The organism is Tepidiphilus sp. J10 (assembly GCF_006980785.1).
Classification (GTDB): Bacteria; Pseudomonadota; Gammaproteobacteria; order Burkholderiales; family Rhodocyclaceae; genus Tepidiphilus; species Tepidiphilus olei.
In genome coordinates this window covers 155,066-169,508 of sequence record NZ_SBHP01000002.1, presented here as the reverse complement: position 1 = coordinate 169,508, position 14,443 = coordinate 155,066, and the positions used below count along the sequence as shown (strand labels likewise).

Here is a 14,443-nt window from a genome sequence, read left to right as displayed (position 1 = left end):
CAAAAAATGAAAAACGAGCCGCGACCCGGAAGGGATCATTCGGCCGGGATGACCGGAACACGCGACGAAGGCGGCGTTATATTAGCAATGACGCGCTTCGGGGACAAGCCCCGCGCCGGGTCACATTCCCCCAAACCGATGAAAATGGGGATTCCCTCCTCGCGTGCCCCATAGACGCGCACCATGCCAGAGGAACGGGAATCCCCAAGCGCGGCACGGGCGATGCGCTGTCCGGCAAGAAAAGCCAGGGTGCGGGTCGCATCCAGCTCGACCCGTGGCAGGTCTGCCACCAAGGCATCGGGCGGCAGCAGCCATTCCCGCCCTTGCGCTCCCGCTTCCTCCCATTCGGCGAGCGTTCTCGCCTTCTCGACCGAAAAGGGGCCGATCGCCAGGCGTCGCAGCCGATCGATGTGCGCGGGCACCCCCAGCGCTGCGCCGAGGTCTTCGGCGAGCGTGCGGATGTACGTTCCCTTGCCGACGCGGGCATAGAGGGTGGCCGCCGCGAGGGCTTCGTCCCACTCCACTAGACGCAGCTCGTGGATCGTCACCGGCCGGGGCACACGCTCGATCGTCACCCCCTCGCGGGCGTAACGGTAGAGCGGCCTGCCTTCGTGCTTCAGCGCCGAGACCATGGGCGGCACTTGCTCGATGGTGCCGAGAAAACGCGGCAGCACCTCCTGCACCGCTCCAGCGCCGAAGGAAACCGGGGCGCGGGCGATCACCTCTCCTTCGGCGTCCCCCGTAGAGGTGGCCACCCCGAAACGCACGCGAGTGAGATAGACCTTGTCGGCTTCCAGCCAGCGTTGGGCGAACTTGGTCGCCTCGCCGAAAGCGAGCAGCATGAGGCCGGTCGCCATGGGGTCGAGCGTACCGGTATGCCCGGCCTTCGCTGCTCCCAGGGCGCGGCGCACCCGCTGCAGCGCGGCATTCGCCGTGAGCCCCTCGGGCTTGTCGAGCAGCGCCACGCCGTCAAGCGCCACGGTCTTCGCCCTCGCCATCCTTTCCCGGTTCCTTGCCCACCGCCTCGTCGATGAGATGCGCCAGGCGCAGTCCCCGTTCGATCGACTCGTCGTAGACGAAGGTGAGCTGTGGGATGGTGTGGATGTGCAGACGCCGTCCGAGCTCGCGGCGCAGGAACCCCGCCGCATGCTGCAACCCCTCGAGGAGCTCCGGGATGGTGGCCGGATCGGCGAGTGTGGACACATACACCTTGGCATGCGCGAAATCCGGACTCACGTCGACGGCGGTGATGGTGACGAAGCCCACACGGGGATCCTTCACCTGCCGCGCGATCAGCTCGGCCAATTCTTCGCGGATGCCCTCGGCCACCCGCGGCAAACGGGTCCGATTGCCGCCTTTCATGCCAAGGTCCTCGCCACTTCGCGCACTTCGAACACTTCGATCTGGTCGCCTTCCTGAATGTCGTTGTAGCCCTTGACCGACAGGCCGCATTCGTAGCCGGCCTTGACTTCGCGCACGTCTTCCTTGAAGCGTTTGAGCGAATCGAGCTCGCCCTCGTGGATGACGACGTTGTCACGCAACACGCGCACTCTGGCGCCGCGCTTGATCGTGCCTTCGAGCACGTAGCAGCCCGCCACGGTGCCGACCTTGGGCACGCGGAAGACCTGACGTACCTCGGCCAGACCGATGATCTCTTCCTTGCGCTCGGGCGAGAGCATGCCGCTCAAGGCCGCCTTGATCTCGTCGACCGCGTCGTAGATGATGTTGTAGTAGCGGATGTCCACGCCGTAGCTCTCGGCGAGCTTGCGCGCGCTGGCGTCGCTGCGCACGTTGAAGCCGATGATGATGGCGTTGGACGCCTGGGCGAGGTTGACGTCGCTCTCGCTGATGCCACCCACGGCACCGTGGATGACCTGCACCTTGACTTCGTCGGTAGAGAGTTTCTCCAGCGACTGCTTGAGCGCCTCGAGGGAACCCTGCACGTCGGCCTTGATGATGATGGGCAGCGTCTTCACCTCGCCCTCGCTCATCTGCTCGAAGAGATTCTCGAGCTTGAGCGCCTGCTGCTTGGCGAGTTTCACCTCGCGGAACTTGCCCTGGCGATAGAGGGCGATCTCGCGCGCCTTGCGCTCGTCGGGCAGTACCACGAACTCTTCGCCCGCCTGCGGCACGTCTTCCAAGCCCAGGATCTCGACGGGCATCGAAGGTGCGGCCGAGTCGACCGGTTTGCCGGTTTCGTCGAGCATGGCCCGCACACGCCCCCAGGTGGAACCGACGAGCACGACGTCGCCCTTGCGCAGCATGCCGCTTTGCACCAGCACGGAGGCCACCGGGCCGCGCCCTTTGTCGAGGCGTGCCTCCAGCACGATCCCTTTGGCCGGGCCTTCGGCCGGCGCCTTGAGCTCCAGCACCTCGGCCTGCAGCAGGATGCCTTCGAGCAGATCGTCGATCCCCTGCCCCGTCTTGGCCGAGACGTTGTAGAACATGGTGTCACCGCCGTATTCTTCCGGGATCACGCCTTCGGCCACGAGCTCTTGCCGCACGCGCTCGGGCTTGGCCTCCGGCTTGTCAATCTTATTGACGGCAACGATGATGGGCACGCCGGCGGCACGCGCGTGGTGGATCGCCTCGCGCGTCTGCGGCATCACCCCGTCGTCGGCGGCCACCACCAGCACCACGATGTCGGTGGCTTGCGCACCCCGCGCCCGCATGGCCGTGAAGGCCTCGTGACCCGGCGTGTCGAGGAAGGTGATGGTGCCGCGCGGCGTTTCCACGTGATACGCCCCGATGTGCTGCGTGATGCCGCCCGCCTCGCCCGCAGCCACCTTGGTGCGGCGGATGTAGTCGAGCAGCGACGTTTTCCCGTGGTCGACGTGACCCATGACGGTGACCACCGGCGGACGCGGTTTTTCTTCGTAGTGCTGCTCGCCGACTTCCTCGAGGAAGGCATCCGGTTCGTCCAGGCGGGCGGGCACGGCCTTGTGCCCCATCTCCTCGACCACGATCATGGCCGTTTCCTGGTCGATGACCTGGTTGATGGTGGCCATGATGCCCATCTTCATCATGGTCTTGATGACCTCGGTGGCCTTGACCGCCATCTTGTGCGCCAACTCGGCCACGGTGAGGGTCTCGGGCACATGGACTTCGCGCACGATCGGTTCGGTGGGCGCCTGGAATTGTTGGGAACGTGATTCCGTCCCCCGGGGAGCGCGTTTGCCCGCCTTCCCGCCCTTGCCACCTCCCTTCCAGCCAGCGCTGCCATCGTCGAGCGCGCGGACTTTGAGCCCGCCGCGTTTGGGTGCCCGCTCTTCGACTTTTTTCTCGACTTTCTTCTCTTTGTCCTTCACCTTGTGCAGGGTCGGACGCTCTTCCGTCGCCGGTTTGGCCGTGCCGAGAGCCGCGTCGGCAGTGGCAGTCGCTGCTTTTTCGGCCTTCGCCGCATCCTCTCGCAGCTGAGCCTGCGCGCGTGCCTGACGAGCGAGCTCGCGTTCACGCTTGGCGCGCAGATCGGCCTCCTGGCGGGCACGCAGCTCGGCCTGACGCTTGGCCTCGGCCTCTCGGCGTGCGATCTCTTCGGGGGGCAAGATGGATGCCGCGGATGGCTGAGGTTTGGGCTTGCTGGGCTCGAGCGGCGTCGCAGTCCGCTCGGGCTCAGGTGCCGGTGGGGGCTCGGTCGCCTTCGACTCGGCGACGGGAGGAGTCTCCGGTGTGGCGGCTCGAGCCGGGGGCTTCGAAGTCGTCACTTCCTGCGCGACGGCCGCGCGCTCCTCGCTCGCCGTAACTTCAACCATCTCGGGCTCGGTCGTTTCGGCAGGCACGGGGGAGATCGTTTCAGCAGAAGGCTCCGGACGCGCCGACGGAGCCGATTCGACCGTTTTGGTCGCCTTCAGCGCCGCCTCGAGCTTGGCCTGCTCCTCCTTCGCCTTGGCGAGCAGCTCGTCGCGGTTGACCAGCACCCGTTTCTTGCGCACCTCGACTTGCACGGTACGTGCGCGCCCCTGGGCATCGGTGGCTCGCAGGGCGGTGGTTTCCTTGCGAGTGAGCGTGATCTTGCCACTGCCGCCTTCGCCGTGCTGACGTTTGAGAAAAGCGAGTAGTTGCGCCTTGTCCTTGGCCGTGATGCCATCTTCGGCGCTCTTCTTCTCTACGCCCGCCTGCTGCAATTGGTCGAGCAAGCGTTGTACGTCGAGCCCTAGCTCTTCGGCGAATTCTTTGACGTTTTTCGTTTCCATCTTGCTTTCCCCTTACTCGAACCAATGGGCGCGCGCCTTGGTGATCAAATCGGCGGCGCGCTCATGGTCGATGCCGGTCAATTCGGCGAGCTCGTCGGCCGCCAGTTCCGCCAGATCGTCGAGCCGGGTGATGCCCTGGCGAGCGAGCTTCACGGCCAGATCCTTGTCCATCCCCTCGAGCTCAAGGAGTGCAGGCTCCACCTGTTCGATCGCCTCCTCGAGGGCGATCGCTTCCGAGAGCAGCGCCGTGCGGGCGCGTTCGCGCAGCGCCTGCACCGTCTCTTCGTCCAGGCCTTCGATCGCCAGCATTTCGGAGAGCGGCACGTAGGCGATCTCCTCGAGCGAGGAAAAGCCCTCGTCGATCAGCAGATCGGCAAGCTCCTCGTCCACGTCGAGTTTCTCCATGAAGAGAGCGCGCAAAGTTTGCCGTTCCTCTTCCTGTTTCTGCTGCGATTCGGCTTGGCTCATCAGGTTGATGGTCCAGCCGGTGAGCTCGGAGGCGAGCCGCACGTTCTGCCCTCCGCGGCCGATGGCGATGGCGAGGTTCGCGTCGTCGACCACCACGTCCATGGCGTGTTTTTCTTCATCGACCACGATGGAGAGCACTTCGGCCGGCTGCAGCGCCGCGATCACGTACTGCGCCGGATCGGGCGACCAGACGATGATGTCGATCTGTTCCTGGGCGATTTCGTTGCGGACCGCCATCACCCGCGAGCCGCGCATACCCACGCAGGTACCCACCGGATCGAGCCGCGGATCCTTCGAATGCACGGCGATCTTGGAGCGTAGACCGGGGTCGCGGGCGCAGCCCTTGATCTCAATGAACCCCTCCTCGATCTCCGGCACCTCCAGCTCGAAGAGCTTGACGACCAGCTCGGGCGAGGTGCGCGAGAGGATCAGCTGCGGCCCGCGGCCGCTGCGATCGATGCGGATGACCACCGCCTTGATGCGGTCGCCGACGCGCAGCGCCTCGCGCGGAATCATCTGCTCGCGCGGCAGGAGCGCTTCCAGCCGACCGATCTCGACGATGGCGTTGCCGCGCTCCATGCGCTTGATGGTGCCGGAGACGAGCGTTTCCTTGCGCGAGAGGAATTCTTCGAGGATCTGCTCGCGCTCGGCGTCGCGAATCTTCTGCAGCACGATCTGCTTGGCCGTCTGCGCTCCGATCCGCCCCAAATCCTGCACCGGAATCTCTTCCTCGTAGTATTCGCCCACGCGAATGTCGGGATCGATCTCGCGCGCGTCGATGAGCCCCATCTCGCGCTCGTCGTTGGTCACTTCGGCATCGGGCAACACCAACCAACGCCGCCAGGCGCGGTACGTGCCGGTGGAACGGTCGATCTCCACGCGCACGTCGGCGTCTTCGTGGAGATGCTTCTTCGTGGCGGAGACGAGCGCCGCTTCCAGCGCAGCGAAGACGACATCCTTGGAGACGTTCTTTTCATGGGCCAGCGCATCGACCAACAACAGCAGTTCGCGACTCATCGTTTCTTACCTCCGAAACCGTCGAATTGGGGGACGAGGCGGGCCCGGTCGATCTCCGCCAACGCGAATTCATGTTCTCCCAGGTCGCTCGAGACGCGCACCCGATCCTCTTCGATACCCAGCAGTTCCGCTTTCAGATTCTTGCGCCCCTGCCAGGGCTCATGCAGCTTGAGCTGGACCTGGGAACCGACGAAACGGGCGAAATCGCGTGGTTTCTTCAGCACCCGGTCGAACCCCGGCGAGGAGACTTCCAGACGGTCGTAGTCGATGTCCTCGACCTCGAACACGCGCTGCAGCTGATCGCTCACCGCCGCACAGTCATCGACGGTGACACCGCGCTCGATGTCGATGAACACGCGCAGAATGCGCGCCCGGGGCGAGACTTCGAAATCGACGAGCTCGAACCCCATGCCTGACACCACCTGCTCGACCAAGGCTTCCAGATCCACCATGTTTCACCCGAGAAAAAAAAATGGGCCAGAAGAGCCCATTTCCGTTTGCTTACCAACCGGAAATCCGGGCAACTTAGCAAGTTTGCCCGGACGAGATGATGAACTATAGCACCATCGAGGGGGTTTTTACAAGAGAGGGTGTTTCTACAAGATATTAGATCGACACGCCCCACACTTCTCGAAAAAGCGCTATATTTAGAGCCATATTCGTAGCCGTTACTTTGAGGGGAACGCATCATGGATGCAATCTACGCCAACTACTCCATCAGCATGTCCGAGTTCAAGCGCAACCCGGCACGGGTGCTGCGCGCCGCGGGCGAGAAGCCCGTGGCGGTACTCAACCACAACCGTCCAGCCTTCTACCTGATCACTCCCAAGCTCTTCGAGGCGCTGGTCGAAGAGTTGGCCGACCGCGATTTGGTCGATTTAGCCCGCCGACGTCTGGCCATGAAGGACAGCGCCGTCGAGGTGGATCTTGACGAGCTCTGATCCTTCGTCCGGGGCAACGAAATATCGCCTGAAGTTTCTGCCCGCAGCGCTGGAGGAATGGAACGCCCTGGACGGCAGCCTCAAAGCCGTCTTCAAGAAACTACTCGAGAAGCGTCTGGAGCAGCCGCGCGTCCCCGGCGCGGAATTGCACGGGGATCTGCGCGACTGCTACAAGATCAAACTGCTCAAGCAGGGCTACCGACTGGTGTATCAGGTCGAGGACGATGCTCTGGTCGTGCTGGTGCTGGCCATCGCCAAGCGCGAGGACATGGTTGCCTATCGCGCGGCCATCGAGCGACTGATTGCAGATCGGTAGTGCCAGCCCCTCTGCGATGGCGCGCGCTCGCGGCTCTTTCACCCCACCCAGCGACGGGCATTGAGGAAGAGTTGGAACCACGGAGCTTCCTCGCCCAGGCCAGGCGGTGCCCAGGACCATTGCACCGTGCGGAAAGCGCGTTCCGGGTGCGGCATGAGGATGGTGAATCGGCCATCGGGCGTGGTGAAGCCCGTCGAACCGCCCGCGGAGCCGTTCGGATTGAACGGATAGCGCTCGGTAGGGGCGCCGCGGTGATCGACGTAGCGCAGCGTCGCGATCGCCTTGGCAGCCTGTTCGGACGAGGCGAACTCGGTACGCCCCTCGCCGTGGCTCACGACGATGGGCAGGCGGCTGCCCGCCATCCCCGCGAAGAAGATGGAAGGGCTCTCGAGCACCTCCACCATCACGAAGCGCGCTTCGAACTGCTCGCTGCGGTTGCGCACGAAACGCGGCCAGTGCGCTGCGCCCGGGATGATGGGCGATAGTTGCGCCATCATCTGGCAGCCGTTGCATACTCCCAGAGCGAAGCTATCTTCGCGCGCGAAGAACGCCGCGAACTGCGCCCGCAGCGTTTCATTGTAGAGGATGGCCTTGGCCCAGCCGGCCCCGGCTCCGAGCACGTCGCCGTAGGAAAACCCGCCGCAGGCGGCGATTCCCTTGAATTCCTCGAGCTGGCGCCGGCCGGCGATGAGATCGGTCATGGGCACGTCCACGGCCTCGAACCCGGCGCGGGAAAACGCCGCGGCCATTTCCGCGTGGCTATTGACCCCCTGCTCGCGCAGGATGGCCACGCGCGGGCGAGCGCCGCTTGCCACCATGGGCGCCTTGCCTACTTCGAAAGTGGGCGCACAGAAAAGGCCGGGATCCTCGGCATCGGCCAGCGCAGCGAATTCCTCCTCGGCGCAGGATTCGTCATCGCGCAAGCGGGCGATGCGCCGGCTCACTTCGCTCCAGCGCTGCCACAGCGCCGTGCGCGGAGCGGCGTAGAGAAGCTGCCCGCCGTGCCACAGGCGCAGTTCGTCGCGATCGTTCAGCGTGCCGACGAAATGATGCACGAGGCCGTGCTCGCGCAGGATCTCGCGCACCTCCTCGCGCCGGTCGCGCTCGATCTGGATGAGCGCTCCCAGCTCCTCGGCAAAGAGGGCCGAGAGCACCGCGTCGTTGCGCCGTCCGAGCACGGTGTCGGATCGCTTGGTCGAATCCACGTCCAGGCAAGCGCCCGCGATCGCCACCGTGTCGAGCTGCAGCGAAAGGCCGCAGCCCGAGGCGAACATCATCTCGGCGGCGCAGGCGAGCAAGCCGCCGTCGGAGCGGTCGTGGTAAGCGAGCACCAGGCCGCGCGCGCGCAGTGCCCGCAGCGCGCGCCAGAATCCGGTCAGCGTCTCGGGGCGCACGTCGGGCGCCTGCTCGCCCACCGAGGCATACACCTGGGCGAGCGCCGAGCCTCCCAGGCGGTTCTTGCCCTCGCCCAAGTCGATCAGCACCAGTTCCGTCTCGCGCGTGCCATCGTGCACGAGCTCCGGCGTGAGCGTGCGACGCACGTCCTCGACCGGGGCAAAGGCCGTGACGATGAGCGACACGGGCGAGATCACCGCGCGCTCGCCGCCGTCGGCCTCGCGCCAGGCCGTCTTCATGGAGAGCGAATCCTTGCCCACGGGAATCGCGAGCCCCGCCGCCTGACAGAAGCGGCTCACGGCCGCGACCGTCTCGTAGAGCCGCGCATCCTCGCCGCGGTGCCCCGCCGCCGCCATCCAGTTGGCCGAGAGTTTCACCCGCGTGAGTTCGGCCACGTCGGCCGCGGCGAGGTTGGTGATCGCCTCGCCCACCGCCATGCGCCCCGAGGCGGCCGGATCGACGCAGGCAAGCGGCGTGCGCTCGCCCATGGCGAAGGCCTCGCCCGCGTATCCCGTGAAATCGGCCGAAGTGACCGCCACGTCGGCCACCGGCACCTGCCAGCGCCCCACCAGCTGGTCGCGCGCCGTCAAGCCGCCGACGGTGCGATCCCCGATCGTGACGAGGAACTTCTTGCTCGCCACCGCCGGCAACGCCAGTACCCGCTCGATCGCCTCGTCGAGCGCGATCGGCGTGAGATCGAAGGGGGGAAGGTGGATCGCCCGGCGCGAAACGTTGCGCACCATCTTCGGCGGCTTGCCCAGCAGCGTCTCCATCTCCATGCGCACCGGATCGTTGCCGAATAGCCGATCGTGCACGACGAGCATGCCGTCCTCGCTCGCCTCGCCCACCACGGCGAAGGGACAACGCTCGCGCGCGCAGATGGCGGCGAAACGCTCGAGCTGCTGCGGCGCCACGGCCAGCACGTAGCGCTCCTGCGCCTCGTTGCACCAGATCTCGCGCGGGCTCATGCCCGGCTCCTCGATCGGGATCTCGCGCAGCTCGATGTGCGCCCCCAGACCGGCCCCATCGACGAGCTCGGGCAAGGCGTTCGACAGCCCCCCGGCGCCCACGTCGTGGATGGAGAGGATGGGATTGTCGATGCCGAGTTGCCAGCAGCGATCGATCACTTCCTGACAGCGGCGCTGCATCTCCGGGTTGCCCCGCTGCACCGAGGCGAAGTCGAGCTCCGCCTCGTTCGTGCCCGCGCTCACCGAAGAGGCCGCCCCGCCGCCCAGACCGATCAGCATCCCCGGCCCGCCGAGCTGGATCAGCAGCGTTCCCGGCGCGAAACCGACTTTCTTCGCCTGCCGCGCCTGGATCGCCCCCACCCCGCCGGCGATCATGATGGGCTTGTGGTAGCCGCGCACCTCGCCATCGACTTCGAGCTCGAAGGTACGGAAATAACCGGCGAGATTGGGGCGGCCGAACTCGTTGTTGAACGCCGCCGCCCCGATCGGCCCCTCGATCATGATCTCCAGGGGCGAAGCGATGCGCCCCGGGCGCCCATGAGCGCGCTCCCAGGGTTGCTCGAAGTCGGGCAAATGCAAGTTGGAGACGGTGAACCCGGCAAGCCCCGCCTTGGGCTTGGCGCCGCGGCCGGTGGCCCCTTCGTCGCGGATCTCGCCGCCCGCGCCCGTGGCTGCACCCGGGAAAGGCGAGATCGCCGTGGGGTGATTGTGCGTCTCGACCTTGCCGAGAAAATGCATGCGCTCACGATGGGCGCGCCACACGTCGTCGGCGTCGGGATGCAGCACCTCGCACTCACGCCCCTCGAACACCGCCGCGTTGTCGGCATAGGCCACGATGGTGCCTTCGGGATGCGCCGCGTGCGTGTCGCGAATCCATTGGAAGAGCGACTTCTCCTGCTCCTGCCCGTCGATGATCCAGCGCGCGTTGAAGATCTTGTGCCGGCAGTGCTCGGAATTGGCCTGGGCGAACATCATGAGCTCGACATCGGTCGGATCGCGCCGCATGCGCCGGTAGGCTTCGAGCAGATAGTCGATCTCGTCTTCGGAGAGCGCCAGGCCCATGGCAGCGTTCGCCGCCTCCAGTGCCGCACGCCCTTCACGCAGGAGCGGCACCGTCTCGAGCGGTTTGGGCGGGAAATGCGCGAAGAGCCTCACCCCTTCGGCCGGATCGTGGACGACCGATTCCGTCATACGATCGTGCAGCAGCGCCTCCACCGCCGCGCGCTGCGCCGCAGAAAGCCGCCCGAACCCCTCCAGCCGATAGACGATGCCGCGCTCCACCCGGCGCACCGCCGAAAGCCCGCACTGGTGTGCGATGTCGGTGGCCTTGGAGGACCACGGCGAGATGGTGCCGAAACGCGGCAGCACCACCAGCACGTCCGTCGGCGCCTCCGCCGGCGCCGGCTGCGCCGCTAGGAGCTCCATGAGGCGCCCGCGGGCGAGCGCATCGAGCGGCGTGTCGCACTCGGCCCAGAACCACTGTTGCGCCGACAGCGTCGCCTCCCGGCCGATCGCCGCGGCCAAACGCCGCGCCAGACGCTGCAACCGCGGCGCCGACCAGGCGGCGCCCCCTGCGAACGAGACGATTTCGCTCATTGGATGACCGTCGACCCTTTGCGGAAAACGTCGATTATACCGTCCGCAGTGCCCTTCCTTTCCGGTGCCGTATCGTCTATGATGCAAAGAAAGCACCCGGAGACGGAGGAGATGAACATGTTTTCGTCATGGAAACCCCTGCGCCGCTTTCGTCTCGTCCCCGGCACGACGATCGACCAGCCGAACGAAGAGGCTGCCCGCCAGGTCACGCTCGAATCCCCCGCGATCGAGGTGATGACCGATCTCGAGCGGGTACACCCCGTCACCGCCCACCCCGACGAATCGCTCGTCGCGGCCGAAGAACGCATGATCCGCCGCGGCGTGCGCTTGCTGTTCGTGCTCGATCCTTCGGGTACCTTGTCGGGCATCCTCACCGCCAACGATCTCCTCGGCGAAAAACCCATGCGCTTCGCCCATGAAAGCCACCTCAAGCGCGAAGAAGTGCTGGTGCGGCACATCATGACCCCCTTTGCGCAAGTCGATGCGGTCCTGCTCGAAGACATCCTCCACGCCAAAGTGGGCAACGTCGTCGCCACCTTGCAGGAATGCGGGCGCCACCACCTGCTCGTGGCCCAGCAACGCGATGGCCGGGTCAGCATCCGCGGCATCTTTTCCGTGACCCAGATCGCCCGCCAGCTCGGCACGGAAATCCCCATCGATCCACGAGCACAAACTTTTGCCGAAATCGAATCGGAGCTACGCTGAACCTCATGACCAGAAAGAAAATCCGTTTGCGCCAACTCTATTGGATCCTGGGGCTGACGCTGCTGGGCATCATCGTCGCTCCGCTCCTGCGTCTCCTGTGGCACCCCCCGCCGGCCGTGCAGACTTCCGCGCCCGAGCCACACCTGCCGTGGCGCGTCACGCTCGACGAGCGTGGCCGCCCCGTCGTCTTCGGCCTCACCCTAGAAGGCAGCACCGTGGCCGACGTCCGCCGCCACCTCGGCGACGAAGGCGAGTGGGCCATTCTCGGGCGAGAGGGGAACACCCCTGTGCTCGAAGCCTATTACCCCGATTTCACGTCCGGCTACATCGAAGGCAAGCTGATCCTGCGCTTCGAAGGCGATGCCGCCCTCCTCGAGCATGAATTTTCCCGTCGCGGCAAAAAGGCACCCACGGCCGCCGGCGCGCGCAAAACCGAACTCAAAGAGGCGGAGCTCGCGCCTTTCTCTAGGCTGACGCTTTCCCTCGTCACTTTCCTACCCAAAGCGCGTCTCGACGAAGCGGTCATCCGCGAACGCTTCGGCCCCACCCCCTACGATTGGAAAGAAGAAGAAAGCGACACGCACCACTATCTCTACCCCGAGCGCGGCATCCACGTGCTACGCGACGAACGCGGCCGCACCGTGATCGAATACGCCGCACCCGAGCGCCTACGCCGCCTCGTGCCAGCACGGCATTGATTCCTTTTCCTGAAGCCCGTATAATCCGCGATTTTCGGTCATATCGTACATTGAGGAACACCACATGGTCGTCATCCGTCTCGCCCGTGGCGGCGCCAAGAAGCGCCCCTTCTACAGCCTCGTGGTCACCGATTCGCGCAATCGCCGCGACGGTCGCTTCATCGAACGCGTCGGCTACTACAACCCGCTCGCCTCCGGCAACGAAAAAGGCCTCTCCATCGATTTCGCCCGCCTCGACCACTGGACCAGCCACGGCGCCCAGCTCTCCCCCACCGTGCGCCGCCTCGTCAAACAAGCGCGCCAGAACGCCGCCTGAATCTCGCTCCATGGCCATCGTCGTCCTGGGGCGCCTCGTCGCCCCGTTCGGCATCAAAGGCTGGTTCAAACTCCACGCATACGGCGACGACCCCGGTTCCTGGGCCGAAATGCCCCATTGGTGGGTCGCGCCCGCCCCCGATGCTCCCTCGGAATCTTGGCAGACCCTGTCGCTCGCCGAGCTGCGTCCGCACGGCCGCGGGCTCATCGTCAAGTTTGCCGGCATCGACGATCGCACGGCCGCCGAAGCCTACCAGGGGTGGTACATCGGTGCGCCGCGCGAGGCCCTGCCCGAGCCCGAAGAAGACGAATACTACTGGGGTGATTTGATCGGTGCCGAGGTGTATACGAAAGGCGGCACTGCGCTGGGCCGCGTCGCCGAGCTGATTGCCACCGGCGCGAACGACGTCCTCTCCGTACGCGACGAAGCGCACGATCGCACCCGCCTCATCCCCTTCGTGCGCGCCTACGTACTCGACGTCGATCTCCCCGGGCGCCGCATCACCGTCGACTGGGACCCCGACTGGTAGCCGATGCGCCGCCGCTACGACATCGTCACGATCTTCCCCGCCATGTTCGCTGCGCTGACCGAGTACGGCGTCACCCGGCGTGCGCACGAACGCGGTCTCTATGAACTGACGCTCCACGATCCACGCAACTTCACCGACGATCCCCACCGGCGTGTCGATGACCGCCCCTACGGCGGCGGCCCCGGCATGCTCATGCGCCCGGAACCGCTCACCGCCGCCCTGCGCCACGCTCGCGCCGAGCAGCTCCGCGCGGTCGGCACCCCCGGCCCGGTCATCTACCTCTCGCCCCAGGGCAAGCGCCTCGATCACGCCGAAGTGATGCGGCTTGCCGCGCACTCGTCTTTCATTCTGCTCTGCGGCCGTTACGAGGGCATCGATCAGCGCGTGATCGAAGCCGAAGTGGACGAAGAGCTCTCCCTCGGCGATTTCGTCCTCACCGGCGGCGAGCTCGCCGCCATGGTCGTACTCGACGCGGTGATCCGCCAATTGCCCGGGGCGCTGGGCGACGCGCAGTCGGTCGAAGCCGACTCTTACGTCGGCGGCCTGCTCGATCACCCCCACTACACCCGCCCCGAAGTCTTCGAAGGCCGGGCGGTGCCCGAAGTGCTGCGCTCGGGCAACCACGAAGCGATCGCACGCTGGCGCCTCAAGGAACGCCTGCGCCGCACCCGGACGTTGCGCCCGGATCTCCTCGCCTCCCGCCCCCTTTCCGTGCTAGAATCGCGCCTGCTCGAAGAACTCGAGCAAGAAGAGAAACGCGACACATCAGCCTGAAACCCGGCTGCTCTGTGCGCAACCAGCCCCCTCGAGGGGCGTTTTTGCTACCAGGAGCTCCCGATGAACCTGATCGAACAGATCGAACGCGAAGAAATCGCCCGGCTCACCGCCGACAAGTCCATCCCCGACTTCCGCGCCGGCGACACCGTCGCCGTGCAGGTCAAGGTGAAAGAAGGCAACCGCGAGCGGCTGCAAACCTTCGAAGGCGTGGTCATCGCCCGTCGCAACCGCGGCCTCAATTCTTCCTTCATCGTGCGCAAAATCTCCTCCGGCGTGGGCGTGGAGCGTACCTTCCAGCTCTATTCCCCGTTGGTCGCCTCGATCCAGGTCGTGCGCCGCGGCGACGTGCGTCGCGCCAAGCTCTACTATCTGCGCGAGCGCAGCGGTAAAGCCGCCCGCATCAAGGAAAAGATCGTGCGCAAGAACCGCGAAGGCGCGGCCCAGCAATCCGAGCAGTAAGCCCTCCGGCATCTACCACGCCGAAACGCACGGGGAAAAGGAAAAAGGCCCGCACGGGCCTTTTT

At 65.7% G+C, this 14,443-nt stretch carries 14 protein-coding genes; 8 read left to right on the top strand and 6 right to left on the bottom strand.

The features are described from left to right. Positions 1-35: 35 nt before the first annotated feature. The 5 genes from truB to rimP are packed head-to-tail and all read right to left on the bottom strand — an operon-like array spanning position 36 to position 6,130. Positions 36-998, bottom strand: a complete 963-nt coding sequence (truB, locus tag EPD81_RS05460; RefSeq protein WP_142804437.1) for a tRNA pseudouridine(55) synthase TruB — start codon at positions 996-998, stop codon at positions 36-38. Further along, positions 970-1,362 carry a 30S ribosome-binding factor RbfA gene (gene rbfA / locus EPD81_RS05455; protein WP_142804436.1) on the bottom strand — a complete coding sequence of 131 codons (393 nt, stop codon included), beginning with the start codon at positions 1,360-1,362 and terminating at the stop codon, positions 970-972. Before rbfA ends, truB begins: the two co-directional genes overlap by 29 nt. Next, positions 1,359-4,193, bottom strand: coding sequence for a translation initiation factor IF-2 (gene infB, locus EPD81_RS05450; RefSeq protein WP_142804435.1), 2,835 nt, complete (start codon positions 4,191-4,193; stop codon positions 1,359-1,361). The genes rbfA and infB overlap by 4 nt, the downstream gene beginning before the upstream one ends. Positions 4,194-4,205: 12 nt before the next feature. Next, positions 4,206-5,678, bottom strand: a complete 1,473-nt coding sequence (nusA, locus tag EPD81_RS05445) for a transcription termination factor NusA (protein ID WP_142804434.1) — start codon at positions 5,676-5,678, stop codon at positions 4,206-4,208. Then, positions 5,675-6,130, bottom strand: a complete 456-nt coding sequence (gene rimP / locus EPD81_RS05440; RefSeq protein ID WP_142804433.1) for a ribosome maturation factor RimP — start codon at positions 6,128-6,130, stop codon at positions 5,675-5,677. The genes nusA and rimP overlap by 4 nt, the downstream gene beginning before the upstream one ends. A 237-nt stretch (positions 6,131-6,367) precedes the next feature. Here rimP and EPD81_RS05435 point away from each other — a divergent pair, with 237 nt between their 5' ends. Further along, positions 6,368-6,619 (top strand): type II toxin-antitoxin system prevent-host-death family antitoxin, encoded by a 252-nt coding sequence (locus EPD81_RS05435; RefSeq protein WP_142804432.1) that lies wholly within the window; start codon positions 6,368-6,370, stop codon positions 6,617-6,619. Beyond that, positions 6,606-6,935 (top strand): type II toxin-antitoxin system RelE/ParE family toxin, encoded by a 330-nt coding sequence (locus EPD81_RS05430; protein WP_142804431.1) that lies wholly within the window; start codon positions 6,606-6,608, stop codon positions 6,933-6,935. The genes EPD81_RS05435 and EPD81_RS05430 overlap by 14 nt, the downstream gene beginning before the upstream one ends. A 38-nt stretch (positions 6,936-6,973) precedes the next feature. Here EPD81_RS05430 and purL read toward each other — a convergent pair whose 3' ends face one another. Next, positions 6,974-10,894, bottom strand: coding sequence for a phosphoribosylformylglycinamidine synthase (gene purL, locus EPD81_RS05425; RefSeq protein ID WP_142804430.1), 3,921 nt, complete (start codon positions 10,892-10,894; stop codon positions 6,974-6,976). 111 nt (positions 10,895-11,005) lie between these two features. Between purL and EPD81_RS05420 the strand changes: the two genes are divergently transcribed. From EPD81_RS05420 to rplS, 6 genes are all read left to right on the top strand, one after another. After that, positions 11,006-11,599, top strand: a complete 594-nt coding sequence (locus EPD81_RS05420; RefSeq protein ID WP_185955367.1) for a CBS domain-containing protein — start codon at positions 11,006-11,008, stop codon at positions 11,597-11,599. A 5-nt stretch (positions 11,600-11,604) separates the two neighbouring features. After that, positions 11,605-12,297, top strand: coding sequence for a hypothetical protein (locus EPD81_RS05415; RefSeq protein WP_142804428.1), 693 nt, complete (start codon positions 11,605-11,607; stop codon positions 12,295-12,297). Between the two features lie 64 nt (positions 12,298-12,361). After that, positions 12,362-12,613, top strand: coding sequence for a 30S ribosomal protein S16 (gene rpsP / locus EPD81_RS05410; RefSeq protein WP_142804427.1), 252 nt, complete (start codon positions 12,362-12,364; stop codon positions 12,611-12,613). Positions 12,614-12,629: 16 nt separating this feature from the next. After that, positions 12,630-13,142 (top strand): ribosome maturation factor RimM, encoded by a 513-nt coding sequence (rimM, locus tag EPD81_RS05405; RefSeq protein ID WP_142804512.1) that lies wholly within the window; start codon positions 12,630-12,632, stop codon positions 13,140-13,142. A gap of 3 nt (positions 13,143-13,145) precedes the next feature. Further along, on the top strand, positions 13,146-13,916 hold the full coding sequence (gene trmD, locus EPD81_RS05400) for a tRNA (guanosine(37)-N1)-methyltransferase TrmD (protein WP_142804426.1): 771 nt from the start codon (positions 13,146-13,148) through the stop codon (positions 13,914-13,916). A gap of 63 nt (positions 13,917-13,979) precedes the next feature. After that, positions 13,980-14,378, top strand: coding sequence for a 50S ribosomal protein L19 (rplS, locus tag EPD81_RS05395; protein WP_142804425.1), 399 nt, complete (start codon positions 13,980-13,982; stop codon positions 14,376-14,378). Positions 14,379-14,443 lie beyond the last annotated feature (65 nt).

What these genes read in the sequence shown, in the direction of transcription:
- infB (WP_142804435.1), bottom strand. Translation starts at nt 4,193, where the DNA reads ATGGAAACGAAAAACGTCAAAGAATTCGCCGAAGAGCTAGGGCTCGAC.
- purL (WP_142804430.1), bottom strand. Translation starts at nt 10,894, where the DNA reads ATGAGCGAAATCGTCTCGTTCGCAGGGGGCGCCGCCTGGTCGGCGCCG.
- rplS (WP_142804425.1), top strand. Translation starts at nt 13,980, where the DNA reads ATGAACCTGATCGAACAGATCGAACGCGAAGAAATCGCCCGGCTCACC.
- truB (WP_142804437.1), bottom strand. Translation starts at nt 998, where the DNA reads ATGGCGAGGGCGAAGACCGTGGCGCTTGACGGCGTGGCGCTGCTCGAC.
- rimP (WP_142804433.1), bottom strand. Translation starts at nt 6,130, where the DNA reads ATGGTGGATCTGGAAGCCTTGGTCGAGCAGGTGGTGTCAGGCATGGGG.
- EPD81_RS05415 (WP_142804428.1), top strand. Translation starts at nt 11,605, where the DNA reads ATGACCAGAAAGAAAATCCGTTTGCGCCAACTCTATTGGATCCTGGGG.
- rpsP (WP_142804427.1), top strand. Translation starts at nt 12,362, where the DNA reads ATGGTCGTCATCCGTCTCGCCCGTGGCGGCGCCAAGAAGCGCCCCTTC.
- EPD81_RS05435 (WP_142804432.1), top strand. Translation starts at nt 6,368, where the DNA reads ATGGATGCAATCTACGCCAACTACTCCATCAGCATGTCCGAGTTCAAG.
- nusA (WP_142804434.1), bottom strand. Translation starts at nt 5,678, where the DNA reads ATGAGTCGCGAACTGCTGTTGTTGGTCGATGCGCTGGCCCATGAAAAG.
- trmD (WP_142804426.1), top strand. Translation starts at nt 13,146, where the DNA reads ATGCGCCGCCGCTACGACATCGTCACGATCTTCCCCGCCATGTTCGCT.
- EPD81_RS05420 (WP_185955367.1), top strand. Translation starts at nt 11,006, where the DNA reads ATGAACATGTTTTCGTCATGGAAACCCCTGCGCCGCTTTCGTCTCGTC.
- rbfA (WP_142804436.1), bottom strand. Translation starts at nt 1,362, where the DNA reads ATGAAAGGCGGCAATCGGACCCGTTTGCCGCGGGTGGCCGAGGGCATC.